The following is a 24300-nucleotide window of genomic DNA, read 5'->3' on the forward strand; positions in this document are numbered from 1 at the left end:
CCTCGCAGGGGGCAGTGTACCCCCGAATAACACTATTTATAAGCAGCCCGATTAGAATAGAAACAACAAGAAGAGATGAGCTTCAACCAAGGAAGATTCGCAAAGAGATGACCGCAACCATGTCCACGATCAACGCCGCACTGCCCACCCAGGTCGCCGCCGCCGCTGCCTCCGCCGGTCTCACCGTCCTCTCGTCCGCGCCCGCGGTGGACTTCAACGGCAACCCGACGACGCGCTTCACGCTCGCCCTCGCGGCTTCTCCGGAAAAAACCCAGCAGCTTGAGCTCTCGCAGGGCTTCGACCTGAACGCGCAGCCCGGCAACCCCGACTTCGCCTCCTCCATCAAGCTCTTCTTCACCGAGGCCACCACCCGCCTGCGCAATCCGCGCCCGGACACTTACCTGACCCTGCACGGCATTCCGCTCAGCTTCTCGCAGTTCTCCTGGCCCTTCCACGAGTCCAGCGCCGGTGCGGACACCTCGGTCGTCCACGGCCAGATCAACCTCGAAGACGGCGAGCCCAGCGTGCTGCACGCCAAGATCGCCGCAGCCATGACCCTGACCTTCCGCGAGATCGTCCCGGCGCCCGAGCAGCCATTTGCCGAGGCGTTCCTCTTCAACGCCGTGCGCAAGACGCTCGACCAGGGCCAGCTCGAGCTGGTGAAGTCGGGCAACCGCCAGCCGGTGCCGATCACGACGCGCTATTACTCGACCAAGCAGAAGAAGTATACCTTCAACGACACGACGGCGGCTGACCGCGAGACCTTCCTGATGGGCAAGACGTTCTGGCTCTCGGGTGTCCTCGGCAACGGCGAGCCGGTGTGGCTGCTGGACCCGCGCGACGCGCAGTACCTGAACACCACGCTGGCGGAGCTGAAGGCGTCGATCGAGGCGCTCATCAAAAAGGGCCTGATTCAACTGGCGCATGACCCGGCCTTCGCCACGCCCACGGCGGCTCTGATGGAGAAGAAGGCGGAGTATCAGGCTCATCTGGTCGAAGCGCTGGCCTTCATCAAGCCCAGCTTCAACGAAGACATGCGCGGCGGCCACACCAATATGTAAACGCCAGAGGTGCCCTAACGCCGGGCGGCACCTCGTGCGGTTCTCGGGGTTGCACGGGTGAGTTGTCAGCAAAGGGCCTTCCGCTGGTCGGCAGCGAGCATTTTGTCTTTGCCGTTGCCTGTTTTCTTGGTTGTCATTCAGGAGCGAAGCGGAGGAATCTGCTTCTGCTTTTGTCCTTGTTGTTGCTCTTGCCGTTGCTTCGGGGGTAGGTCGGGGCTTTAGCCCCTGAGGTATGCTTTTTTCAAACCAGCAAAGACGCCCTGCCGGGACAGGTCTTACCAATTCCTTATAGAGTAAAGGGGCTCCCACAAGAGCCCCTTTACTCTATAAGGACGGCACATGCACCCCTTCTCTTCGAAGCTGCTTCTGACCCTTGCCCTGCCCCTCGCGAGCCTGACCGCAACGGCCCAAACGAACGTCGCCGCCTCCCCGACTGCTCCGCGCCTCGAACCGACTGTCCCCGGCTTCGTGCGCGTGAACGCCGACTCCCTGGCCCTGACCGTGCCGGGCATGAAGACGCCGCCCAAGTTCGAGGCCGGACCGCTGTTGCTGCACGACTTCGACTTTAACGGCGAGCCGGTCGCTACCTCGAAGCTACACCTGCGCCAGCTCTCCCCCGGCGTCGTCGAGATCACCTCCGTCGCTCCCACCATCGGCTACTGGCGCTTCCGCATCCATGACGGCGGCAATTACTACGGCCTGGGCGAGCGCTTCGACACCCTGAACCACGCCCACACTGTCGTCCGCAACGCGGGGCTGGACCAGGCCGGGCCGAAGGGCGCAACCACCTACAAGCCGATCCCGTTCTTCATGTCCACCACCGGCTATGGGCTCTGGCTCGACACCACCGCCGAGGCCACCTTCGACATGAACGTCGCCCAGCAGGAGGAGATCACCATCGACGCCACCGCCGGACGGCTGCGCGTCGTGCTCTTCACCGGGCCGCGCTTTCCCGAGATCCTCGAGCACTTCACCGCGCTCGAAGGCCGCGCCGTGCTGCCGCCCTACTGGGCCTTCGCGCCGTGGAAGGCCCGCGACGTTCATCAGAACGACGCCGATGTGCTGGAGGATATCGACAAGACCCGCGCGCTGGGGCTGCCCGCCTCGGTCATCCTGATCGACTCGCCGTGGGCCTCGGGTTACAACAGCTACAAGTTCAACCCCAAGCAGTTCCACGACGTTCCGGGGATGATCCAGCACCTGCACTCCGAGGGCTTCAAGCTGGTTCTCTGGCACACGGGCTGGATCAACAATAAGTCCGATGTGCCCAAGGAGGCGGGCTTCGCCGATAAGGTGGATCTGCTCTCGTCGAACTACGCCGAAGCCGCCAGCCAGGGCTTCTTCGTCAAGAACCCCGACGGCACACCGTGGGTAGGGCGCTGGTGGAAGGGCCAGGGGTCGCTGATCGACTTCACCAACCCTCGCGCGAAGCAGTGGTGGCAGGACCAGTTGCGGCAGGTCATCAAGCAGGGAGCAGACGGCTTCAAGGACGACGACGCCGAGGGCAGCTTCGTCGGCGGGGCCGACCAGGTGAGGTTTGCCGACGGCACCGACCAGCGGTTGATGCGCAACAAGTATGCCGTACTCTACAACAACGCGGTCGAGGAGCTGGTCCAGAAGGACCTGAAGGGCAACGGCGTCCTCTTCGCCCGCTCGGCGACGGTGGGGGCCAACGGCATCGGCTTCCTGTGGGGCGGCGATAACGAGGCCAGCTTCAGCCCGGAGAACGGCCTGCCGACCGCGGTTACGGCTGGTCTGGGCGCGGGCCTCTCGGGGATGCCGCTGTGGTCGGCCGACCTGGGCGGCTACCTCGGCATCGCCGACACCCCCAACCAACAGCTACTGATGCGCTGGACCGAGTACGCCGCCTTCTCGCCCGTCATGGAGGTGATGAGCACGAAGAACATCTCGCCGTGGAACTTCGACGCCAACGCTGGAGGCACCAAGGCGCTCGATGCCTATAAACGCTACTCCATCCTGCACATGTCGATGTTCCCCTACCGCTACGCCGCCGCGCAGGTCTCGGCCAAGACCGGAATCCCGATCCTGCGGGCTCTGGTGCTCGACTACCAGGACGACCAGCACGCCCGCGAGGCCAAGGACGAGTACCTCTTCGGGCCGGACCTGCTGGTCGCACCGGTGATCGACGAGAACGTCAGCCGCGTGGTCTACCTGCCGGAGGGCGAGTGGATCGACTTCTTCACCGGGGCAGCGGTCAAGGGCGGACAGAGCATCGTGGCCAACGCGCCGCTCGATGCGATCCCCGTCTACGCCCGCGCCGGAACCATCCTGCCCAAGATTCCCGAGGACGTGATGACGCTGGTGCCGCAGTCCGAGTCCGGCAACAGCAGCGTCAAGACGCTCGACAACCGCCGCGTCTACGAGCTGCTGGGACCGGCGGCGTCGAAGCCCACCAGCATCACGGACTTCGAGGGCCGGACACTGGTGCGGACGGGCGATACGCTCGACATCGTGGGAAGCGCGGCGGCGCGCATGATCGTGCGCTTCCGCTTCCAGCACCCGCGCAGCGTCACCTGTAACGGAGCACCTGTCTCGATCAAAAACGACGCCAACGGCCCCTACATCGAGTTTGACCACGCGGGGAGCAGCAAGATCACCTGGCAGTAGGGGTACTTCGTACCGTTCTCGGGGCGGCGTGGGTGAGTCATCGGCAAGGGGGGTCGGCAGCGAAGATTTTAAAACCGGCCCGGGGAGGCCCTTGCACGACCTGCATCACCCCGGTCGGGATGGTAGTCTTTTGCTCAGATACATCCACCCCGCACGAGCAAGCACTGGATGAAAGGAAACGCTTTAGCGATGGAGACCTCCCCCACCAAGCAGAAGCCGTTCGTGGTCGCCTTCAACCGGGACCGCGACTTCTACCAGGTTCCCCTGGCCCTCGAAGAGGGAGGCATGCTCGAGACGTTCATCACCGACCTCTACTCCAGCCCACAGAACGAGCGCATCTTTCCCAGCCTCAAACATCGCAAGATCGAAGGCCTTCCCCCCAGCCGGACGCGCAACAGCCTGAAGGCGCTGCTGTTGCAGGTCTTCGGCCCGCGCCTGGGGATGAAGCCGCTCGACCTCTGGTGGAAGGTGGACTCGGAGCTGGGCCGCCGCGCCGCCAACGAGGCCATCCGCACCGGCGCCGACCTCTTCCTCTACAGCCAGTACGCCTACGAGGCCTTCACCCACCCCAAACTCGCGGATCGTCGCCGCGTACTCTTCTGGGTCCACCCCCATCGCACCCTCATCGTCAACACGCTGGCCGAGGATCAGGAGCGCTTCCCCGAGTTCGCCTGGGCCGTCAAGGAGAACGTTCAGGAGGAGCGCAAGCAGGTACGCGAGGACGTCGAGCTGGAGCGGGCCGACCTGATCTTCTGCGCCAGCTCGTTCACCAAGCGCTCGCTGCTCTGCGCGGGCAAGGCCGCCGAGACCATCCACGTGGCTCCCTACGGCGCGACGCCCCAGAAGTCCTTCTCGGTGCCGCGCACCGGGCCTGAGTGCCGCTTCCTCTTCGTCGGGCAGGGCAGGCAGCGCAAGGGATTGCATCATCTGCTGATGGCGTGGAAGCGGCTCGCGCTGCCCAACGCCACCCTCACCCTCATCTGCTCGCACCTGGACGCGGCCCTGCAGCCCCACGTGACCCCCGACATCCGGGTCCGGTCGAATATCCCCAAGAACGAGCTGAACGCCGAGTTCGCCAACGCCCACGTCTTCATCATGCCGTCGCTGGTCGAGGGCTTCGGCCTCGTCTACCTCGAGGCGCTGGCGGCCGGCTGCTACGTGATCGGCACGGAGAACACGGGGCTGCCCGATCTCGGGGTTCCGCCCGATCTCGCCAGCGTCGTCGATGCCGGGGGCATGGAGCAGATGATGCAGGCGCTCGAGGGAGCCTACCAGCGGCACTTCCGCGAGGGGCTGCCCCATGCGGAGATCGAGAAGTTCTCCGACGAGCTGCGCTGGAGCGGCTTCCGCGAGCGCATCCGCGAAGGGCTGGCCGCCTCCCTGGTGAGCGCCGGTTCTTAGCCGCCGGACCTGTTTTCCTTGTTTTCCACAAACTTAATCCTCAACTGTGGATCGCTTTTTAGAAGCAAAAGCTTCCTCACATCGGGCAGTCAGCACTTGCGGTTGCCTGTTTTCTTGGTTGTCATTCAGGAGCGAAGCGGAGGAATCTGCTTCTGTCCTTGCTGTTGCTTCTGGGGCAGGTTCGGACTTTACTCCCGAGGCTTGCTTTCTTCAGAAACAACAGCAAAAGCGTCCTCACGCCGGACGGGCGGCACTTCGTGCAGTCTTGGACGCTTCGCGTGTTTCCACTCCCAATAGGAATCTTTTTCCAATCTGGAGCGTCTAAGAATATGGTATTCTGTGATTCGCTGGGGACGTGTGCCTCTGAATGCTCTGACTTTCGCCAACGTGCACATAAAGTCACTGAGCTTGCCACCGCGGTCTAAACCGCACCTTATCTCCCGCGCCTTACGACACAACCAAGGGATAACTCCGCCTGCAAGTGACCTGGGACGACTAGAAGTGACCAGGTTTCGACTCCGGCAGAGCCTTCCCAAACAAAATTTTCTCCCGCAGGAGCGCGTTTAGCCGTGGCCGAAGACATTGACAAGTACGAAGACGATATAGACAAGCTGATCGACACCGGTAAAGAGAAGGGTTACCTGACGTACGGTGAGGTCAACGACCTTCTCCCCGGCGACATCACCACCCCCGACGACCTCGATGATCTGCTGACGACCATCAACACCCAGGGCATCGAACTGGGCAGCGAGTCGCGCATGGACCGCGACAAGTACGAGCCGGAGGCTGGCGAAGAGTCGGACGACGTCGAGCTGGACCTCTCTCCCGGCACGCTCGAAAAGACCAACGACCCTGTGCGCATGTACCTGCGCGAGATGGGTACGGTCCCCCTGCTCACCCGCGAGGGCGAGGTCGAGATCGCCAAGCGCATCGAGCGCGGACAGATCCGCGTCATGAAGGCCATCTCCCGCTCGCCCATCGTCATCCGCGAGATCGTGGGCCTGGGCGAAGACCTGCGCCGCGGCGTCCGCAATATCAAAGAGGTCGTCACCTTCGATGAGGAGGAGTTGACCGAGGACATCCTCCAGTCGCGCGTCCGCCAGACGGTCGCCCGCATCGACGTGATCGTCAAGCACCAGAAGAAGGTGACGGCGCTCGAAGAGAAGCACGAGGCCCCGGCGGGCAAGGACGCCAAGGCCAAGGCCCGCGATCAGCGCAAGACCCGCTGGCTCATCGGCCGCGAGCATGTGTACATCAACCGCGTCGTGCGCGAGTTCAAGTACACCAACGCCGAGAAGAAGCGCCTGCTCGACAAGGTGAACAAGACCGTCGACGCCATGCGGACGCTGGAGCGGCAGATCAAGTCGCTGGACGCCAAGTTCGAGGCATCGAAGTCCGAGGAGTTGAAGAAGGAGTACCGCCGCCAGCAGAAGAACTGCAAGCTCGACCTCGAGCGCGTGGAGCAGGACGCGGGCATCAGCATCGCCGACCTGAAGCGCACGCAGCGCGAGATGATTCAGGGCGACATGGACGCGGAGAAGGCCAAGCGCGAGCTGATCGAGGCTAACCTTCGCCTCGTCGTCTCGATCGCGAAGAAGTACACCAACCGCGGACTCCAGTTCCTCGACCTGATTCAGGAGGGCAACATCGGCCTGATGAAGGCGGTCGATAAGTTCGAGTACCGCCGTGGTTACAAGTTCTCGACCTACGCGACGTGGTGGATTCGTCAGGCCATCACCCGCGCCATCGCGGACCAGGCCCGCACCATCCGCATCCCGGTCCATATGATCGAGACGATCAACAAGCTGATCCGCACCAGCCGCCAGCTTGTGCAGGAGCTGGGCCGTGAGGCTTCGTCCGAAGAGATCGCCCGGCGCATGGATATCCCGGTCGCGAAGGTCCGCAAGGTCCTCAAGATCGCGCAGGAGCCCATCTCGCTCGAGACGCCGATTGGAGAAGAGGAAGACTCGCACCTTGGCGACTTCATCGAGGATCGTATGGCGGTTTCGCCCGCCGATGCGGTTATCTCGGTGAACCTGAAGGAGTACACCTCGCAGGTGCTGCGCACGCTCACTCCTCGCGAGGAGCGCGTCATCAAGATGCGCTTCGGGCTTGAAGATGGTTCCGAGCACACGCTGGAAGAGGTGGGGCAGAGCTTCCAGGTGACGCGTGAGCGCATCCGGCAGATAGAGGCTAAGGCGTTGCGCAAGCTGCGTCATCCTAGCCGCAGCCGCAAGCTGAAGGCGTTCGTCGACGGCGTGAAAGAGGCTTAAAAAGCGCCCTAATGCCGGGCGGGCGGCACTTCGTGCGGTTCTCGGGGCGGTATGAGTGAGTAATCTTCAAGGGTCCTCCCGCTGGTCGGAAGCGAAATTCTCGTTTCCGACCAGCGGGAGGACCCTTGCTTTTTAAATCACCAAGACAAGGTATACGCGTCACGAAGTGACCGCCCCGCGCGTAGCGGGCCTGTCCGGCAGGACAAGGTTTTTTCGGCTAATCTTTCTCTGACAGGGGGCGACAATGCCGTTGGCGGGCAATTTACATACAGCAGAGACGGTCTTCCTCTTCCTGCTCGTGCTGGTTGCTCTCTTTGCCGCGCTGGCGCAGCGGCTTAAGATTCCCTATCCTATCGTGCTGGTGCTGGCGGGGCTGGGAATCAGCTTCGTCCCCAGCGTGCCGCGAATCCCCCTCGATCCGAACCTCATCTTCCTGGTTTTTCTGCCGCCGCTGCTCTACGCCTCGGCATGGAATACCAACCTCCGCGAGTTCCGCAAGAACCTCGTCACCATCGCGATGCTGGCGCTGGGGCTGGTGGCCTTCACGGTCTGGGGCGTCGCCGAGGTGGCCGACCGCTTCATCACCGCGCTGGACTGGAAGAGCGGCTTCCTGCTGGGCGCGGTCGTGGCCACGACGGACGCCATCGCCGCCGCCTCCATCGCCAAGTCCATCGGACTGCCGCAGGGCATCGTCGATATCCTCGAGGGCGAGAGCCTGGTCAACGACGCCACCGGCCTGCTGGCGCTGGAGTTCGGCCTGGGCCTGCTGCTGCGCAACGAGACCCCGACGGTTGCGGGCGGAGCCATCCGGCTCCTCTGGCTGCTGGGCGGCGGCGTGCTCGTGGGGCTGCTGCTGGGCGTGGTCATCGCCTGGCTGGAGCGCTGGGTGGACGACGGCCCGGTGGAGATGGTCGTCAGCGTCATCGCCCCCTACGCCGCCTACCTGGCGGGCGAGGGCATCCGCTCCTCCGGCGTCATCGCCGTGGTGACCTGCGGGCTCTACCTGAGCCGCCGCAGCGCGCAGTTCTTCTCCCCGACGACACGTATCCAGATCCTCGGCGCATGGGACGCGCTGAACTTCATGCTGAACGGCCTGGTCTTCGTCCTGATCGGCCTGCAACTGCCCTATGTGATGACGGGCATCCGCAACGAGAGTTGGCCGACCCTGCTACAGTACGGCTCCGTCTTCAGCCTGGTGCTCATCGTGCTGCGCCTCATCTGGATGTACCCGGCGTCGATCTTCGCCAGCTTCGTGCGCCGCAAGCTGCTGAAGCAGCCGGTCGAGCGTCCGCAGGGCCGGGAGATCTTCGTGCTCGGCTGGACGGGGATGCGCGGCGTGGTGGCGCTGGCCGCGGCCATCAGCCTGCCGGAGACGCTGGGGGACGGCCGCGTCTTCGCGCAGCGCAACCTGATCGTCTTCCTCACTTTTTCGGTCATCCTGGTGACGCTGGTGGTGCAGGGGCTGAGCCTTCCGGCGCTGATCCGTCGGCTGGGGCTGGCCAAAACCCCGGGCGAGGGGCCGGACGGGGAGAAGGAGGAGCGGTACGCTCGGCGCGTCATGCTGCGGGCGGCCATCGAGCATCTGGAGGCGGGCGCTCGCGGCGGAACGAGCGGCGCAGCGGCCAGCGAGGCCGAGACACACGCCTATCGCGAGCTGCTGAACCGTTATCGCTACCGGCTGGAGGCGGTCCAGGGTGTTGGCCAGAACCTGCAAGGCGCGGGAGCCGCCCTGCAGCGGGGCAAGGAGCTTCAGTTGGACGCGTTGCGCATTGAACGGAGCACGCTGATCGAGCTGCGCGACAACGAGACCATCGGCGACGACGTACTGCGCCATCTGGAGACCGAATTGGACCTCTCCGAAGCCCGCCTGACCACTCGCTAGGCACTTCACCACCAGAAAAACACGCGAAGCGTCCAAGACCGCACGAAGTGCCGCCCGCCCGGCGCAAGGGCGCATTTGCCGTTGTTTGTTTTTTGTCTGTTGCCGTTGCTTGTTTTCTTGGTTGTCATTCAGGAGCGAAGCGGAGGAATCTGCTTCTGCCTTTGCAGTTACCGTTGTTCTTGCTTCTGAGGTGGGTCAGGGCTTTAGCCCCCGAGGTATGCTTTCTTCTCCCGGCCCAGAAGAACAATCCACAGCCAATGGATAATATTGTGGAAAACGAGGAAAAATGGATTCCCACGAACGGCAATTCCTTCTGAATCAACTGGCTGCGAGCGAGGCCCAGCTACTGAAGCTCACCAACGGCCTGACCCCGGAACAATGGAGCTTCCGCGAGTCCCCGGAGCGCTGGTCCATCGCCGAAAACATCGAGCACTGCATCGCCTTCGAGCACTTCATCACCGACGTGATCGAAAGATCACTGGCCACCCCAGCCGATCCCGGCAAAAAGGAGCTGTCCGCCACCAAAGAACCCCTCGTACTCGGACTGGCAACCTCCCGCGCCAACCGGCTCAACGCCCGCGAGACCGTCCGCCCCACCGGCCGCTGGCCCGATCCCGCCGAGAAGATCGCGGAGCTGCGCAAAGCCCGCGCCCGCACCATCGCCTTCGCCACCGAGATCCAGGCCGACCTGCGCGACCACTTCTTTCCCCACATCGCCTTTGGCGATCTTGATTGCTACCAGTGGCTGCTGGTGATCGCCCAGCACGCCTCGCGGCACGCCCTCCAGATCGAGCAGATTCAGGCCGATCCGGCGTATCCCGCTTAAGAACAACGGCAAAAGCGCCCTCGCGCCGGGCGGGCGGTACTTCGTACCGTTCTCGACGCTGCGCGTGTTTTACCGCAGCCGCAACTCCCGATCAACCGCCATTTTTTCGACCATCAACTTCTCCACCATCGCCTGATCCCCCCGCCGCTCAGCCTCCGCGATGCTCGCCCGCAGCTCCCGCTGTCGCCGCTGCATCCGCCGCACCTCCAGCGTCTGCAACGCACCATCGACCTCCTCGGCCGTCAACAACCCATCATGCGCCGTGTGCAGCACCTCCGCCAGCAGCGCCCGCGAATCGTTATCGGCCGCCGCATCCAGGGGATTCTCCGGCACCGGCCCCTGCGCCAGCACATCGAAGAGCGGCCCCGCCGCCAGTCCGTCGTACCAGTCCGTATTAGCCGCCAGCCGCTCCGCCGCCAGCGTACGAGCGCCATCCCCCTCCGGCTGCACCAGCGCCCGCAGCAGCACACGCTCCACCTCGCTCGCCGGGTCCGCCCGGTGCGAGCGCACGCTCCCCAGCTTCTGCGCCGCCGCCTCCCTCAGCTCCTGCCGCAGCAGCGCCGAGTCGATCCCCAGCTTCTGCGCCGCGTCCGCCGCGAACTCATCCCGCTGAATCCGGTTCGGCATCCGCCGGATGTACGGCAGCAGAAAGTTCATCGCCTTCACCTTGGCCTCGGAGGTCCGGCCCGGAAACTCCGTCCGCGCCCGCTCGATCAGGTAATCCGAGTACCGCTGCGCCCCCTGGATCGCCGCCACGTAAGCCTGCACCCCGTGCTGCCGCACATACTGGTCGGGGTCCAGCCCGTCCTCCAGCGCAATGACCTTGACCTCAAAGTCCTCCTCGGTCAGCAGCGCAATCGACTTCTCCATCGCCTCCCGGCCCGCAGTGTCGGGGTCAAAGTTGAGGTAAACCCGCTGCGTAAACCGCCGCAGCAGCCGCACCTGCGCATCGGTAAACGCCGTGCCGCTGGTGGCCACCACGCTCTTCACCCCGGCCATGTACACCGAGATGCAGTCCATCTGTCCCTCGACCAGCAGCGCGCCGTTGTTGGCCCGGATCGCGGCCTTGGCCTTGTCGAGATTGAAGAGGATATTCCCCTTCGTATACAGCGGCGTTTCGGGCGAGTTCATGTACTTGGCGATGGGCCGCCCCTTGTCGTCGGTCGCCTCGAGCGCCCGCGCCGTGAAGGCAATCGTCTTACCCTGCTCATTCGCAATCGGGAAGGTAATCCGCTTGCGAAACCGCGCATACATCTGTCCCTGGCCGCCGTCGGCCTGCTCCTTGCTCGAGAAGAGACCGGAGGCGCGCATCACCTCTTCGTTGAAGTGCCCCTTCAGCCGGTCGCGCATATCGTTGAAGTCGTCGGGCGCGTAGCCGATGCGGAACTGCGCGATGGTATCGGGGCCGACGCCCCGACCGGTCAGGTACTCGCGCGCGCGGGCCGCGCCGGGGCTCTTAAGGTGCGCCTCGAAGTATTGCGTCGCGGCCTCGTGGATGTCGATGAGGTGCCGCCGTATCCCGGCCTCGCGGGCCTCTTCGGGCGAGCTGAACTCGCGCTTGGGCAGCGGGATTCCGGCCTTCTGGGCGACCGCCCGCACGGCCTCGGGGAAGCTCAGCGACTCCATCTTCATCACGAAGGTGAAGACGTCGCCCTTCTCGTGGCAGCCGAAGCAGTAGAAGTACTGGTGGGTCGCGTTGACCGAGAAGGAGCCGGTCTTTTCCTTGTGGAAGGGGCACAGCCCGGTGTAGTTCTGGGCACCGCTTTTGCGCAGCTTCAGGTAGCCTTCGACGATCTTGACGATGTCTACCTGCTGCTTTACGGTCTGTGCAAAGTTATCGGCCATCGGCTTAACTATTGAGTGTAGAAGAAAAGAACGCCTTTCACGTGAAGCGTCCAATACCCCACGAAGTGGCGCCCGCCCGGCGTGAGGGCGCTTTTGCCGTTGCTTCTCAACGACAAAAGACGTCCTGCCGGACTGGCCTCCTGCGCGGAGGGCGGGCGTTCGCACGCCTTTTTAAAGCTTCGCGTGGCTACTTCAGTTCTGCTGATGAAAGAGCGAGTGGTTGATGTCCGGCCAGAACTCCTTGAACAGGAAGGTAGCCGCATCAATCCCGATATTCGTGCCCCACATCTGCGCCGTATTGCTGAACGTGCGCTCCGGCGACGGATAGTACAGGTTCGAGATTCCCGCACCCATCCCGGCACCTACAATCTCGCTGATGTTGACCGTATCGGCCCCCTTATCCGAGCGCGTCACCACCACCCGGCTCAGCGAGTAGCCCGCCCGCTTCAGAAAACCGCCCTTGCCCAGCGTGTAGTAGCGCGTGTCCTCATGGGTTATCACCGGCACAATGAACTCCACGGAGTAGTTCTCTACTGCCTGGTCCACATACGAGTGCCAGAAGTACCGCCCGTAGGCCGGCGCTCCCTGGTGAAACTCCGGCGTATTGTTCCGCGCCTGGTTGATGCCCGCTACCACCACCGGCAGCAGGAGCGAGGAGTAGTCGAACGAATCCTGACTCGCAGTGATGAACTTGTCCTTTACCGACTGCGCCGGAGGATGCTGGTCGGCGGTAACCGCACGAAAGTTCGGAATGACACCCAGGATGCGCTTCGTCTGGACGTCTTGATGCGGAGCCTGCGCGTGCGCCTCCTGCGCCGGATCATCCGGCAGGCTCGACGACGAAGAGGAGGCATCATCAGAGGCCGAGAGGCTCGGCGGCGTCAACGCGGCCTGCTCCTGCGCATGGCTAAAACGGCTCGAGGATATCGTGAAAAACGCGACAAAGGCGCATAGCAGGGGAGTACATGGGGTCTTTGGCATAGTTTTGATTGGTACTTACACTCCTTTGACTGGTTTAGGCTGGATTTAGATTCAGAAACGAATCCACAGGGCATTAAAGGGCACGCCTTCAGCCGCTTTCTTATGCAGAGAACGGCACTTCTTGCAGTACTTCGCGTGCTCCTCCCGTTGGTCGAAGACAAAAATCTTCGCTGCCGACCAGCGGAGGCTTTTAAAAACCAATTCCCCATGCAGCCCGAGAACGGTTCGAAGTACCCAACCAAGGGCTGGGAACAGGCATCTATGTGGGGAGCAGGACGAAGTGAGAGAGCAGGATCAAGAGAAAAACGGGAATCATCCTTCACCGCCGATGGGTGGCTTTAGGCACAGCATGACCCCTTCTCTAGCCTTTTATGCAGCTCTATCCTGGCCCTCGTACAATCGGGCTTGAAGACCTTCCCTGTCTGTTGACATTTTCCTTGTCGGTTCAGTGCTGCCTATTCCATAGACCGTCCAAGAGACGGCCCGATCGCTGAACCGGACAACAGAACAGCGCCCCTCCCCTGGGCGTTCGACCCAACATGTTTCATGAACCGACTCCATTTTTGAACGGCAGGAGCCTGCTTGATGACAATGTTTACTTCTCTTTCGGCGCGCCCGATTACGCGTGCGTGCGCACTTCTATTCCTTCTCACCGGCGGCGCGGGCTATGTATCCGCGCAGAGCGCGGCACCGCTGCTTCCCCGATGGACGGCGGAGTCTACCGGAACTTTAGTGGCATCGGCCGAGCCGCTGTCTTCCTCGTCCGTACCGGCGGTGGAGACGCCGGAGGCCCCGGCCCCCGCTGCCGCCGCCGCGGCTGGCGGGCAGGCGATCCCCGCCTCGTCGCAGGGACGCTGGGCCTTCTCCTCGTTCGCGGTAGCGGCCAAGGCCAGCTCCAACGGCTTCGGCGTCGATATCGCTACTCCTCTGGCGAGACAGGTCAACCTGCGTGTGGGCGGCTCGTTCACCTCGTTCACCACTAACCTGAACGATGACGGATTGCACATCAACGGCACCCTGACGCTCCAGGGCGTCATCGCCGCAGTGGACTACTATCCGTTCCGGCACTCATCGTTCCATATCAGCCCTGGGGCAAACTTTTACAACGACACCCATATTGGCGCGCTGTTGAGCGTGCCCGCGGGCGGACACTTCTCGCTGGGCGACGGGGATTACACCAGCTCCGCGTCCGACCCGATCCACGGTACCACGCACTTTGTCTTCGGCAACCACGTGGTGCCTCGGCTGACGGTCGGCTTCGGCAATATGATTCCGCGCGGCAGCGGGCACTGGAGCGTGCCGTTCGAGATCGGGTTCCAGTACATCTCGGCCCCGACGGTGCAGTTGGACCTGGCTGGCTCAGCCTGCTCGTCCGATGGTTGCGGAACAATCGTGGGTGACCCGAATATCGCGATCGAGCGGAAGGATCTGGAGAACGACCTGAGCGCGCTGCGGGTCTTTCCCGTGGTGAGCATTGGAGTCAGTTACAGATTCGGCAACGGCAACAGAAATCGTTAGTACTTCGCACCGTTCTCGGGGCGGTATGGGGGAATTGGCTTCTGAGGGCCTCCCGCTGGTCGGCAGCGAAGATTTTTGTCTTCGACCAACGGGAGGACCGCGCGAAGATGGGTACTGCACGAAGTGCCGCGCATAGCGGGCTCGTCCGGCAGGACAGTCCCTTTACGCATCTATCGGAACCTGCCGATAGATGCGTAAAGGGACACAAGCGTAGAATCAGTCCACCTCAACCTGCTTATGCCGAGCCTTCTTCGCACCCTCATGCGCACGTCCCTGCTGCTGACTCTGCCGTTCGCCCTGTTGGCGACGCCGGACGCGACGGCCAAGTCGAAGTCGGACCCGACGCCCGAGGTGGTGCATATGCCCTCCGGCACCGTGGAGGTGGGCACTCTCTCCTCGACCCCCTACCGGATCGACATCCCGACCGTGTGGAACCACGCGCTGATCGTCTACTACCACGGCTACGCGGAGCGGCCCTGGGGCTACCGGGCGACCAGCGCCCTGAACGAGCAGACGCAACCCATGTTCGACCGGGGCTACGCTATCGTGCAGTCCGGCTACTCGGCCACGGGCTGGGCGCTGGAGCAGGCGTACCCGGAGACCGAGCAGTTGCGGCAGTACTTCCTCAAAAAGTACGGCCAGCCCGCGGCGGGCAAGGCTGCGGCCAAGAATATGCGAACGTTCGTGGTCGGCGGCTCCATGGGCGGGGCGCTGGTGGTGGCGACGCTGGAGCTGAACCCCAAGCCGTATCTCGCGGGGCTGGACCTGTGCGGGGCCGTGGGGGCGACCGACATCGCCTTTCAGCGGCGATTCGCCCAGCGGGCGGCATTCGACTACTACTTTCCCGGCGTGATGCCGCCGCTGGTGCCGGGTCCGGCGGAGTTCGAAGAGACCCAGGCGCTGCGCCAGAGGGCTGAGGCCGCGATGAAGGCGAACCCCACGGCGGCGGCGATGATGCGCTCGCTGACCGGGCTGCACGTGGACCGCGAGGTAGCCCACAACATGGTCTACTACACCTTCATTATCACGGACATGCAGCACCGAGCGGGGGGCAATCCGTTCGACAACCGGAACTACCTGTACACCGGCACGACGCCGGGCAGCTCGGCCTCGGACAACACGCTGAACGACGGGGTGCGCCGCTACGCCGCCGACCCCAAGGCGCGCACCTACCTGCTGCGCCACTACACTCCCAGCGGACGGCTGAACCACCCGATGCTGGCCCTGCACACGACCTACGATCCGCTGATTCCGGGCTGGAGCCTGGCCAACTACGCCCACGATGTGGCGTCGGCGGGGTTCGAGCAGAATTTAGTCCAGCAGTATGTGAAACGCGACGGCCACTGCACTTTTTCTGCTGATGAGGTTGGGCGGACCTTCGACGAGCTGGTGCGCTGGGTCGATACCGGCCAGCGGCCAACGCCGGGGATGCTGCCTCCTCCCCCGCAGCCGCGCCATGTGGAGACGATGTCCGCCGCCAACCACACCGCCAGCCACTGAGAGCAACAGCAAAGACTCTGCTAGGGTGCAAAATACCGAGCGACATCCTGATCTGAAATCTGATTGTTGCCACAGACGATCGAACCTTTTGCGATTATGGCTTCGAATTCAGAACTTAAACTGATTTCCCATCGTTTGGACAGTTGTTCGGCTAGGCATTCCATCGAATTTGCCCTGAAGTTCCTGCGGAAATTCCGCTGTTCAGGCGACGTACTCGAAGGAGCATGAATGGCTACGGTGGCTTCAAATCGCGAGTCATTGAGGACTTCTTTTGGACACGGGCCAATTTTGAGGTTAAAAAACTCTTCATGGACGGGATAGTAACGACGAATAAAGAACGTTGCCACTGCTAAATGGAAACGTACAATCTGGGCCGAACAGACCACTGCATGAACCCGGCCTATAATAAAGTATGGCAAGCTCCACGCCGGTCACGCCGGCCGCTACCAATCCGAGCAATCCCGACACGCTGGGCGTACTTGCGCCAGTCGCTGGGATCGCTCTGGATCCGGAGAGCGACGGCGGAATGGAGCTTGAGGCCGCCCGTCCCGATCCCGGAGCCGCCATCCTCAGCCGTCAGGAGCAGCCGGACGATTCCTCCGACGCCCCAACTGCTTCCACCCAGCCCGAGTCGGAAAAACCGGCGGTCGATGCCCTCCTCGAAGCTAAATTCGAGCACCTGCTCGACACCGTTCGGGCCAACCGCCCGCACGACGATCTCGCCATCATCCGCCATGCCTGGGCCTTCTGCGTCCAGCAGCACGCGGGCCAGAAGCGCGCCTCGGGCGAGCCGTATATCATCCACCCGCTGGAGGTCTGCCAGATCCTCGCGGACCTGAAGATGGACTCGACCGCCATCGCCGCGGGCCTGCTCCACGACGCCGTCGAAGACACCGACGTCACCAGCCCCGAGATTGCCCGCCGCTTCAACGAGCAGGTCGCGCACATCGTCGAAGGCGTCACCAAGCTCGACAAGATCAAGTTCGCCAACCGCGAGGACCACCAGGCCGAGAACATCCGCAAGATGCTGCTGGCCATGGTGACCGACGTGCGCGTGGTCATCATCAAGCTGGCCGACCGTCTGCATAACATGCGCACGCTCGAGCACCTGAAGCCCGAGAAGCAGCAGAAGATCGCCCGCGAGACGCTGGACATCTACGCTCCGCTGGCGCACCGGTTGGGTATGGGCAAGCTGCGCGGCGAGCTGGAAGACCTCGCCTTCCGCTACACCGACCCCTACACCTACCTGCAAGTCGCGCAGGAGGTCGAGTCGCTCAAGGGCGCGAACGAGGAGTTCCTCGCCACCGCCGTCGCCGCCATCGAGGCCAAGCTGGCCGAGTTCAAGATTCAGGGTCGCGTCGAGTCGCGCATCAAGCGCCTCTACTCGATCCACCAGAAGCTGGTAGCGCAAAAAATCCCGGTCGAGCAGGTCTTCGATCTGCTGGCGATTCGCGTCATCTGCAACAACGTGCCCGACTGCTACGCCATGCTGGGCCTGCTCCACAGCATCTGGCAGCCCGTGCCGGGGCGCATCAAGGACTTCATCGCCACCCCCCGCCCCAACCTCTACCAGTCGCTGCACACCACGCTCATCGCGCCCGGCGGCCACCAGTTCGAGGTGCAGATCCGCACCGAGGAGATGCACCGCATCGCCGAGGAGGGCATCGCCGCGCACTGGAAGTACAAGGCGTCGGACTCGGTCTCGGCCAAGGACGAGAAGCGTCTGGCCTGGGTGCGGCAGCTCATGGAGTGGCAGCGCGAGATGACCGATCCCAACGAGTTCATGTCGACGCTGAAGATCGACCTGTACCCGGAGGAGGTCTACACCTTCACCCCCAAGGGTAAGGTGGTGGTGCTGCCCAAGGACGCCAGCCCCATCGACTTCGCCTACGCGATCCACACCGAGGTCGGCACGACGACCATCGGGGCCAAGGTCAACGGGCGCATCGTGCCGCTGAGGGCCAAGCTGCGCAACGGCGATATCGTCGAGGTGCTGACGCAGGCGGGCCACTCGCCCAGCCGCGACTGGCTGACCTTCGCCAAAAGCTCCCGCGCCCGCAACAAGATCAAGCACTGGCTGAACGAGCACGAGCGCCAGCGCGCCATCGAGATCGGGCAGAAGCTGCTGGACCGTGAGGCCCGCAAGTACAAGCTGTCGCTGCACAAGTTCAAGGAAGAAGATTACATCCGGGTCGCCAACGAGTACGGCCTCGGCTCCCAGCCGGAGCTGCTGGCGGGCGTGGGCTTCGGCAAGTACTCGGCCCGCGTCGTGCTCAACAAGCTGGAGCCGGGCAGCACCATGGCCGCCGAGCCTGCGGCGACGGAGGGAACAGCCGCTCCCAAGCCCGGTGAGATGTCCGAGGCCGTCAAGCGCGTCTTCTTCGGCAAGGGTTCGGATTCGCTCCAGGTGGAAGGGCAGGACGACCTGCTGGTCTACCGCGCGCGATGTTGCAATCCGATTCGCGGCGAGGCGATTATCGGCTACGTGACCCGGGGCAAGGGCGTGGCGGTGCATCAGCGCAACTGTCCGAACGTGCAGAACCTGCTCTACGAGTCCGACCGGCGCATCCAGGTCGAGTGGGGACAGGAGCCGACGGCGAACAAGCCGACGACCTACCCGGTCAAGCTGACCGTGCTCTGCGAGGACCGCACCGGCCTACTGAAGGAGTTCACGGCGATCATCTCGGACGACGGGACCAATATCCGGTCGGTCGATTCGCGGCCCACGCCCGACGGCGGCGCGATCGTGGACTTCGTGGTCGAGACGGTGGACGTGCGCCACCTGACCAAGCTGACTCAGAATCTGCGCAAGGTGCCCGGTGTTCGCGACGTACAGCGCGTGCAGAAGATCTAATTCGAGTCCCGAACGTGAGAGGATTTGTTTATGAGTGATTTCATTCCCAAACTTGGTGCAATTAAGATCGGCGGACTGAGCCGCAAGGCGCAGAAGCTACAGGCGGCCCGCGAGAAGGCTGCCAACGCCACTGCAAAGAGCAGCGGCAAACCGCTCCCCAACGCGTCTGCGGCGAGCTTCAAGGCGAAGGACTCCTTCGGCGCGACGAAGAAGACGACCTTCCAACGCAAAGCTGTTTAATCTTTTCACGCGAAGCGTCAAGTACTGCACGAAGTGCCGCCCGCCCGGCGTAAGGGCGCTTTTGCCTTTGCTTCTAAACAACAAAGACGTCCTGCCGGACGGGCCCGCTACGCGCGGGGCGGGCGTTTACACGCCTTTTTAAAGCTTCGCGTGCCTTACTTAGGCGTGGTTGCAGGCTTGCCTTCCTGCACGTAATTCCGGTTCCAAGCCGGAATATCGACCACATAAGCTCCCGGCTTCTCAATCACCGCCTGGCACCCCAGCCGCGAGTTCAACTGAATCCCCGGAGCCGTCTCCATGCGGTCCAGCTCCAGATCCTCAGCCTCGCTGATGCCGCCGGCACCTTCAATCACATGCAGATGGCACGTCGTACAGGCGCAGACGCCGCCGCACGCATGGTCGAGGAAGACCCCGAAGTTCTCGGCTACATCCAGAAACGACATCGGCAGGCCGTGCCCGTCGTAGGGCAACGCATCGAAGGGGAACTCGACTGTCTTGCTCTCAGGCTGGCCCTCGGTCTGGAAGGTGACGCGAACCATGTTCTCGGCGGGCGGCTTGCTGGTATCAATAATCTGGTCTTGCTGAATCTCTGACATAAATGTTCTCTGAAACTGCTCTCTCACGCGTTTGATTCCATTCTACCGGTTGGGGATTCCGGAAGCATGAATGTAAGGAACGAAACCGCCCAATCCCGCGTATCTTGATTGCACGCTGAGCAGCGGCGCGTGCGGAGGCAAAAAGATGCGGACGAACCAGGCAGTAGCGGCCTTGGCGATGCTGACAGCGGCAGGATTAGCCGTCGGGTGCCGGGTCGACGAGCACAAAAGCGCGGGTGGCGGAGAGAACGTGAAGATCGCCACGCCCTTCGGCGGCATGACCATCAAGACCGCTGACAACGTAGTCGCGGGCGTGACCGGCCTCGACGTCTACCCCGGCGCGCAGCCGGTGAAGAAGGCCCACGACGAGGAGGGCGCGGCCGACGTGAACATGAGCTTCGGCCGATTCAGCCTGCGGGTCAAGGCTGCCACCTACCGGACCACCGATTCGCCCGAGAAGGTCCAGACCTTCTACCGGACCAGCCTGGCGAAGTTCGGCTCTATCCTCACCTGCTCGGGCGACAAGCCCGTGGGCACGCCGACGCGGACGCCCGAGGGCCTGACCTGCGACCACGACAGCGGAAACCACGTCGTGGTCAACGCCAACGAGGGCAAGCCGGAGACCGGAAAGATCAATCTGAAGGTCGGTTCCAGGCAGCACCAGCACATCGTCTCCATCCGCCCTGAGAACGGTGGAACCCGGTTCGAACTGGTGGCGTTGGATCTGCCGGGGCAGCTCTCGTTCTCGGACGACGACGCGGACAAGGACTCCGACAAGGACAAGGCTGAGCGGAAGCAATAGCCCCCTCACGGGAAACAAATGGGATCCCCGCTACAATAAGCGGGTATGTATGAACTCTGTCATCGCTGCGGGGAGGAGCTTTCGGGGCTGCCGAACTCGTCCTACTGCCCGCACTGCGGAGCCCCCCAGCTCTACCTGCGCGACTACATGCCCAGCGACCCCGGCCCCGACTCCACCGGCGCGGCCGCACCGCCTCCCCCGCCCGATCCCCGCCAGATCGAGTGGCAGATGGCGCTGCGCTGCGCTGCCGTGGTGGCGGGCGGCGGAGCGGTCCTCTCCCTCCTCAGCGGCCCGTTCCCCTTGCTCGGCCTGCTCTGCTGGGGCTGGATCGTCAGCGGCTCGGTCATCGCGCTGGGGCTCTACCAGAAGCAGCGCCCGCTGGCCTGGATAGACGCTGGAGTAGGCGCGCGCATCGGCCTGGTGGTGGGGCTGGCGATGACGGCCGCCCTGGCCCTGGCGACCTCGATCATGGGGCTGGTGGCGCGCTTCGGCCTGAAGAACATGGGCGATCTCGACCACGAGATGTCGATTCGGATACATGCCTCCATCACCCAGATGGCCGCGACCAACCCGGTGCCGACGGAGTGGCTGGGCATCTTCTACTCGCAGGAGTTCATCGCCGGAATGATGCTGACGGTCTTCGCTTCAATGGCCATCGTGCTCATCGCGGTCTCGACGGCGGGCGGCGCGTTTGCGGGCATGATGCGGACCCGCGCCAGACTGACCCCCGGCAACTAAACCACTACCCCGAAAAGCGCTGAAGGCTCGACCTATCCCTGCCACAACGTTGTCCTGCCGGACGGGCCGCCTGCGCGGCGGGCAGGCGTTCACACGCCTTTTTAAAGCTTCGCGTGCTTCTCCCGTTGGTCGAAAAAAATATGCTCGCTGCCATCCAACGGGTGGCCCTCAGAGGCTAATTTCCCCATACCGACCCGAGAACGGCATGAAGTGCACTAGAATCTGAGGAGCGGAAAGCACAACATATGAGCGATAAAACCAGAAGTCAGAAACTGCGGATCAAGGGCCGACTCATGTCGGCGTCGGAGATTGAGCGCACGCTGGTACGGCTTGCGCACGAGATCGTCGAAAAGAACGACGGCAGCGCCAACGTGGGCCTGGTCGGCATCAAGAGGCGCGGCGTCCCCCTGGCAAACCGGCTCGGAGCCCTGATCGCCAAGATCGAAAAGCAGCCCGTCGATACGGGCGTGCTCGACATCAGCTTCTACCGCGACGACCTCACCACGCAGGGCCCGCGCCCCGTAGTGACGCCCGGCGCTATCGGCTTCGACATCACCGGCCGCGACATCATCCTGATGGACGACGTGCTCTACACCGGCCGCACCATCCGCGCGGCGCTCGACGCCCTCTTCGACCACGGCCGCCCCAAGAGCGTACAGCTTCTGGTCCTCATCGACCGCGGCCACCGCGAATTGCCCATCGAAGCCACCTTCGTCGGCCGCAACGTCCCCACCTCCAGCCGCGAGATCATCGAGGTCAAGCTGCGCGAGGTCGACGAAGACGAGCAGGTGCTGCTGGTCGAGTTGGTGGACTGATCGGAATGACGGATTCGCTCTCGCCCTACGCCCCCGGTTCTTTGATAACAGTCGCTGGTCTCCCCATCGCCGAGGTCGCCTCGATCCTGGCTCTGACGACCCGCCTCGAAAAGATGGCCGCCGCCGAGCGCCGCCAACTGCTGGCCGGACGCACCCTGGCGCTGCTCTTCTACGAGTCCAGCACCCGCACCCGCACCTCGTTTGAGCTGGCGGCAAAGTCGCTTGGCGCGACCACCACGCTGGTCAGCGACAAATCCTCCTCCATCGAAAAGGGCGAGAGCCTGAAGGACACGGGACTGACCCTGCGCGCGCTTGGAGCCGAGTGCATCGTGCTGCGTCACTCGGCGGGCGGAGCGCCCTTTCTGCTGGCCCGCACCACCGGCCTGCCGGTTCTGAACGCGGGCGACGGAATGCACCAGCATCCCTCACAGGCCCTGCTCGACCTGCGCACGATCCTCTCGCGGCTTGGCCTCGCCGACCGCCCCGTGGACGACAAGGTACTCGCAGGCGTCACCATCACCATCACCGGCGACATCCGCCACAGCCGCGTGGCCCGCTCGAACGCGATGCTGTTGCCGCGCCTTGGCGCGAAAGTCCTGCTCTGCGGACCAGTAGAACTCCTCCCCGAAGAGGCCGCAACGCTGGGCGAGGGCGTAGAAATCGTGCGCGACTTCGACACCGCGCTGCGCCGCTCGCAGGTCGCGATGATGCTGCGCATCCAGAGCGAGCGCCTCGCCGGATTGAAGCTCGATCTGAACGAGTACATCGCCGGATATCAGCTAACGGCGGCGCGTCTCGAACGCTGCTCTCCCAACGCCTTGGTGATGCACCCCGGCCCGATGATTCGCGGCCTCGAGATTCAGGGCGAGGTAGCCGATAGCCCCAACTCGGCCATCGAGCAGCAGGTCAGCAACGGTCTGGCAGTCCGTACCGCCCTGCTGGTACGAGCGCTAGGCGTTAGTTTGTAACTGTTTGAGTGGCATAAATATCAGAAGCCGCGAGTGTGTAACAAAATGAGTAGCATGTTGATCAAAAACGGCCGTGTGATCGACCCGGCAAGCGGTTTGGACGCGCAGCGTGACATTCTGGTTCGCGACGGCGTCATTGCCGCCGTAGAAGCCCCCGGCGTCCTCGCCGGAGTAGAAGTCGCCGAGACCCTCGACGCCACCGGCTGCGTAGTCGCGCCGGGCTTCGTAGATGTACACGTCCACCTGCGCGAGCCCGGCCAGACTTACAAGGAGACCATCGCCACCGGCACCAGCGCGGGCGCGGCGGGCGGCTTCACCTCCGTCGTCGCTATGCCCAACACCGTGCCGGTCAACGACACGGTCGCCTCCCTTGAATGGATGCTCGAACCCGCCCGCAACTCGGCGGTCCGGCTCTTCGCCATGCCCGCCGCCACGATGGGCAGCATGGGCGCGGAGCTGAGCGACTACCCCGCACTTGCCCGCGCGGGCGCAGTCGGCTTCACTGACGACGGCAAGCCCGTGCTCGAAGACGCGATGATGCGCGCCGCCCTGCTCTCCGCCGGACGCCTGGGCTTGGTCGTCTCGCAGCACGCCGAGGACACGCGCCTGACCGGCGGATGCAGCATGAACGCCGGTCCGGTGGCCTTCCGGCTCGGCCTGCGCGGCATGACGATCGAGGCCGAGTCCCGCATCGTCGAGCGCGACATTGCCCTGCTCCGCGACATTGAAGCCAAGGACGGCGTGCGCCCGCACCTGCACGTCCAGCACGTCTCCACGGCCCGCGCGATGCAGGCGATTCAGCGCGCCAAATCCGACGGCCTGCACGTGACCTGCGAGGTCGCGCCGCACCACTTCACCCTCACCGACGAGGCCATCGGCGACTTCAATACCAATGCCAAGATGAACCCGCCGCTGCGTGTCGAATCCGACCGGCTGGCCATGATCGCCGCGCTACTCGACGGCACGGTGGACTGCATCGCCACCGACCACGCGCCGCACGCCCGCCACGAAAAAGAGCAGGAGTTCGAGCGCGCCCCGAACGGCATCACCGGCCTCGAGACCGCGCTGGGCCTGGCCCTGCGCGTCCTGCATCGTGAGCATGGGATGCCCCTCGCACGCGTCATCAGCCTGATGAGCGCGAACCCCGCAAGCATCGTGAAGCTCAATGACGCAGGTTCGCTCAAGCCCGGAGCATGGGGCGATCTGGTCGTCTTCGACGCAGGTGCGGAGTGGCAGTTCACCGCTTCGGCCTCACGCTCCATGTCGAAGAACACGCCCTTCGACGGGGCCGCAATGCTGGGCCGGATCAAGGCCACTGTAGTCGGTGGCCGAGTAGTCTTCAAAAGCTAAAAGATGCCCTAACGCCGGGCGG

At 63.5% G+C, this 24300-nt stretch carries 19 protein-coding genes; 15 read left to right on the forward strand and 4 right to left on the reverse strand.

The window, feature by feature from the left end:
• The first annotated feature begins 107 nt into the window (after window positions 1-107).
• The 6 genes from FTO74_RS00485 to FTO74_RS00510 all read left to right on the forward strand — a co-directional run bounded on the left by FTO74_RS00485 (window position 108) and on the right by FTO74_RS00510 (window position 10071).
• Entirely contained in the window at window positions 108-1061 is a 954-nt protein-coding gene (locus FTO74_RS00485) for a hypothetical protein (RefSeq protein WP_162536388.1), read from the forward strand.
• Window positions 1062-1400: 339 nt separating this feature from the next.
• A complete protein-coding gene (locus FTO74_RS00490) occupies window positions 1401-3689 on the forward strand; it encodes a glycoside hydrolase family 31 protein (RefSeq protein ID WP_162536389.1) in 2289 nt (762 codons plus the stop codon).
• A 189-nt stretch (window positions 3690-3878) separates the two neighbouring features.
• A complete protein-coding gene (locus tag FTO74_RS00495; protein ID WP_162536390.1) occupies window positions 3879-5090 on the forward strand; it encodes a glycosyltransferase family 4 protein in 1212 nt (403 codons plus the stop codon).
• Window positions 5091-5659: 569 nt separating this feature from the next.
• Window positions 5660-7363: an RNA polymerase sigma factor RpoD gene (gene rpoD / locus FTO74_RS00500; RefSeq protein WP_162536391.1), complete on the forward strand. Its 1704-nt coding sequence runs from the start codon at window positions 5660-5662 to the stop codon at window positions 7361-7363.
• Window positions 7364-7607: 244 nt separating this feature from the next.
• Window positions 7608-9245, forward strand: coding sequence for a Na+/H+ antiporter (locus tag FTO74_RS00505; RefSeq protein ID WP_162536392.1), 1638 nt, complete (start codon window positions 7608-7610; stop codon window positions 9243-9245).
• 286 nt (window positions 9246-9531) lie between these two features.
• On the forward strand, window positions 9532-10071 hold the full coding sequence (locus tag FTO74_RS00510; protein ID WP_162536393.1) for a DinB family protein: 540 nt from the start codon (window positions 9532-9534) through the stop codon (window positions 10069-10071).
• Window positions 10072-10140: 69 nt separating this feature from the next.
• On the opposite strand, the gene dnaG is transcribed toward FTO74_RS00510, so the two are convergent.
• Both dnaG and FTO74_RS00520 read right to left on the reverse strand, forming a co-directional pair.
• Window positions 10141-11916 carry a DNA primase gene (gene dnaG, locus FTO74_RS00515; protein WP_162536394.1) on the reverse strand — a complete coding sequence of 592 codons (1776 nt, stop codon included), beginning with the start codon at window positions 11914-11916 and terminating at the stop codon, window positions 10141-10143.
• A 192-nt stretch (window positions 11917-12108) separates the two neighbouring features.
• Window positions 12109-12897: a hypothetical protein gene (locus FTO74_RS00520; protein ID WP_181955716.1), complete on the reverse strand. Its 789-nt coding sequence runs from the start codon at window positions 12895-12897 to the stop codon at window positions 12109-12111.
• 585 nt (window positions 12898-13482) lie between these two features.
• On the opposite strand from FTO74_RS00520, the gene FTO74_RS00525 reads away from it, so the two are divergent.
• Entirely contained in the window at window positions 13483-14415 is a 933-nt protein-coding gene (locus tag FTO74_RS00525) for a hypothetical protein (RefSeq protein ID WP_162536395.1), read from the forward strand.
• 237 nt (window positions 14416-14652) lie between these two features.
• Window positions 14653-15915, forward strand: a complete 1263-nt coding sequence (locus tag FTO74_RS00530) for an alpha/beta hydrolase (RefSeq protein ID WP_162536396.1) — start codon at window positions 14653-14655, stop codon at window positions 15913-15915.
• Window positions 15916-15935: 20 nt separating this feature from the next.
• Here the strand turns inward: FTO74_RS00530 and FTO74_RS00535 are convergent, their stop codons facing one another.
• Window positions 15936-16262 carry a hypothetical protein gene (locus FTO74_RS00535; RefSeq protein WP_162536397.1) on the reverse strand — a complete coding sequence of 109 codons (327 nt, stop codon included), beginning with the start codon at window positions 16260-16262 and terminating at the stop codon, window positions 15936-15938.
• A gap of 65 nt (window positions 16263-16327) precedes the next feature.
• Here FTO74_RS00535 and FTO74_RS00540 point away from each other — a divergent pair, with 65 nt between their 5' ends.
• Window positions 16328-18769, forward strand: a complete 2442-nt coding sequence (locus tag FTO74_RS00540; protein WP_255462418.1) for a bifunctional (p)ppGpp synthetase/guanosine-3',5'-bis(diphosphate) 3'-pyrophosphohydrolase — start codon at window positions 16328-16330, stop codon at window positions 18767-18769.
• 30 nt (window positions 18770-18799) lie between these two features.
• Window positions 18800-19009 carry a hypothetical protein gene (locus FTO74_RS00545; RefSeq protein ID WP_162536398.1) on the forward strand — a complete coding sequence of 70 codons (210 nt, stop codon included), beginning with the start codon at window positions 18800-18802 and terminating at the stop codon, window positions 19007-19009.
• A gap of 155 nt (window positions 19010-19164) precedes the next feature.
• On the opposite strand, the gene FTO74_RS00550 is transcribed toward FTO74_RS00545, so the two are convergent.
• Entirely contained in the window at window positions 19165-19605 is a 441-nt protein-coding gene (locus FTO74_RS00550) for a 2Fe-2S iron-sulfur cluster-binding protein (protein ID WP_162536399.1), read from the reverse strand.
• Window positions 19606-19750: 145 nt separating this feature from the next.
• On the opposite strand from FTO74_RS00550, the gene FTO74_RS00555 reads away from it, so the two are divergent.
• The 5 genes from FTO74_RS00555 (at window position 19751) to FTO74_RS00575 (ending at window position 24278) form a co-directional block, all read left to right on the forward strand.
• Window positions 19751-20407 (forward strand): hypothetical protein, encoded by a 657-nt coding sequence (locus FTO74_RS00555; RefSeq protein ID WP_162536400.1) that lies wholly within the window; start codon window positions 19751-19753, stop codon window positions 20405-20407.
• Window positions 20408-20452: 45 nt separating this feature from the next.
• Window positions 20453-21145, forward strand: a complete 693-nt coding sequence (locus FTO74_RS00560; RefSeq protein ID WP_162536401.1) for a zinc ribbon domain-containing protein — start codon at window positions 20453-20455, stop codon at window positions 21143-21145.
• A gap of 245 nt (window positions 21146-21390) precedes the next feature.
• The gene (pyrR, locus tag FTO74_RS00565; RefSeq protein WP_275938916.1) at window positions 21391-21960 is read left to right on the forward strand and encodes a bifunctional pyr operon transcriptional regulator/uracil phosphoribosyltransferase PyrR; all 570 of its coding nucleotides are present in this window, start codon (window positions 21391-21393) and stop codon (window positions 21958-21960) included.
• Window positions 21961-21965: 5 nt separating this feature from the next.
• A complete protein-coding gene (locus FTO74_RS00570; protein WP_162536402.1) occupies window positions 21966-22928 on the forward strand; it encodes an aspartate carbamoyltransferase catalytic subunit in 963 nt (320 codons plus the stop codon).
• A 54-nt stretch (window positions 22929-22982) separates the two neighbouring features.
• A complete protein-coding gene (locus tag FTO74_RS00575) occupies window positions 22983-24278 on the forward strand; it encodes a dihydroorotase (protein WP_345933848.1) in 1296 nt (431 codons plus the stop codon).
• Window positions 24279-24300: the final 22 nt, after the last annotated feature.

The sequence above is a fragment of the Granulicella sp. WH15 genome (assembly GCF_009914315.1).
Classification (GTDB): domain Bacteria; phylum Acidobacteriota; class Terriglobia; order Terriglobales; family Acidobacteriaceae; genus Edaphobacter.